The sequence below is a fragment of the Steroidobacter sp. genome (genome assembly GCF_016790065.1).
In the GTDB taxonomy this organism is placed as follows: domain Bacteria; phylum Pseudomonadota; class Gammaproteobacteria; order Steroidobacterales; family Steroidobacteraceae; genus Steroidobacter.
Window position 1 is genome coordinate 1 of sequence record NZ_JAEUPY010000364.1, and the last position, 1,945, is coordinate 1,945.

2 protein-coding genes are annotated in these 1,945 nt (G+C 59.8%); both read left to right on the forward strand.

Going from position 1 to position 1,945, the window contains the following annotated elements; all coding sequences use genetic code 11:
• A partial coding sequence (locus JNL55_RS15100) for an SMODS domain-containing nucleotidyltransferase (RefSeq protein ID WP_293854891.1) occupies positions 1–813 on the forward strand: 813 nt, incomplete at its 5' end.
• Positions 814–859: 46 nt separating this feature from the next.
• Positions 860–1,627, forward strand: coding sequence for a hypothetical protein (locus JNL55_RS15105; protein ID WP_293854894.1), 768 nt, complete (start codon positions 860–862; stop codon positions 1,625–1,627).
• Positions 1,628–1,945: the final 318 nt, after the last annotated feature.

Here is a 1,945-nt window from a genome sequence, read left to right on the forward strand (position 1 = left end):
CCTGAGTCCGATGCAGCGAAACGACACCGAGCATCCATTGAGGCATGCCTGAAGAGCAACTTCGGCCTCAAGCGGTTCGTGCGCATCGGATCGTTCGGCAACGGAACCAGTATCTCGGGCTATAGCGATGTCGACTACCTCGCATCGATTCCGACCTCGCAGCTGACCCAGTCCTCCTCCTATTCGCTGACCAAAGTGCGCGATGCCCTCGACACAAGGTTTCCGCGGACTGGCGTTCGCGTGAACACCCCCGCGGTCGGCGTGCCGTTCGGGACCTACAGATCCGAGACCACCGAGGTCGTGCCGGCCGACTACATCGCAGAGATCGACGGCTTCAAGATCTACGAGATCGCGGACGGCAACGGCGATTGGATGCGCATCAGTCCGGACTCGCACAACGACTACGTCGCACGCGTCGACGAAAAACATTCCGGAGTCGTCAAGCCCCTCATCCGCTTCGTGAAGGCGTGGAAGTACCTGCGTAACGTCCCGATCTCGTCCTTCTACATCGAGATGCGGGTTGCCAAGTACGCCGAAAGCGAGACGAGCATCGTCTACGACATCGACGTCAAGCGCGTCCTGCGCAGCCTCTGGGACCACCAACTCGCGAGGTTACAGGACCCCACCGGCTTCTCCGGCTACATCTCCGCCTGCAAGACAGACGTTCAGCGCCAGGATGCGCTTTCGAAGCTCAGCACAGCCGTCGTTCGCGCCGAAAACGCAACGCGAGCGGCCTACGACGGAAAGATCGCCGAAGCGTTCGACTGGTGGCGACTGGTCTATGACAGCGCGTTTCCAACGTACTACTACTGACCGCCGAGGAAGGTGATCAGCATCAACCGAGCGAAGGGTGCACTCGATGTCTCGTTCAGATCCTATTCGCACGCGCTACTACGACGCCGTCGAGCTCGCCGACAAGATCTCTGATGCGCTCTTCTACGCCAGCGCCGTGCTGTCAATCGCGTCACTGCTTGTGGAGAAGCAGGCACACCCGCAAGCCTATGACTTGATCCTGATCTTCTTCGCCGTGGCCGTTGCTGCCCTGTTCACCATCGGCCTTGTCAGCCGCCTGTACTTTACGCCGCGGGCCGAGGACAAGCGCCGACAGGACTTCTTCACCAGCGCCTGCGGCGTGAGCCTGACCCACGAGAGGACCGATGGCTACTACAACAACGATTTCACGGAGCCCATCAAGCGCATGGCAGCCCAAGTGCTGGAGAACAGTCACTTCAGCAAGGCCATCGCGTTGCGCATGGCGAGAGTCGAGCGCATCAAGGTGATCGTCTACGCGATCATATGGCTCATTTGCGTTCTGAACCGACAGACGGATCTGGGCATCGTAGTCGCCGCTTCGCAAGCAGTCTTCAGCGAGCAGGTCGTGTCGAAGTGGCTGAGGCTGGAATGGTTGCGCACTCGATTCGAGAAGACCTATGACGACGTGTACCGGCTCTTTCAGTCGAAACCCGTCGCGTCAAAATTTTGCGCGATGACGCTTGAGTCCCTAGGGATGTACGAGACCGCTAAGGCCAACGGAGCTATTACGCTATCTTCAAAGGTGTTCCATCAGCTGAACTCGGAACTGTCCGTCGAATGGGATCGGATCAGGGGTGAACTCGATCTGAGTTGATCGCCAGGGACGCACCATGAGCCTGCGCAAAGAGGCCCCTTCTCCGTCGCGCATCAGCACGTTGGCGGCGCCGGACCGGAGAGGTTGCGAAGAGTCAGACATCGGCCATTCCGCGACCTCAGAGTTTTCTGCGCCCAAATGCGACGTCGTCCCCGCTGTGTGCCAGAAGGGAACTGTCTGCCCGCTTTGCTCCGCCAAACCGATTGACCGCTTGTGGTCGACCGTAGCAAGACGCAAGCTGGCCCCCCATCGGCTCCGCGGCCCGCAAAGCAAGCCTCTGAGCGACCGCTGAGGTCGCGAAACACCCCGTGAGTGCAT

What these genes read in the sequence shown, in the direction of transcription:
- JNL55_RS15105 (WP_293854894.1), top strand. Translation starts at nt 860, where the DNA reads ATGTCTCGTTCAGATCCTATTCGCACGCGCTACTACGACGCCGTCGAG.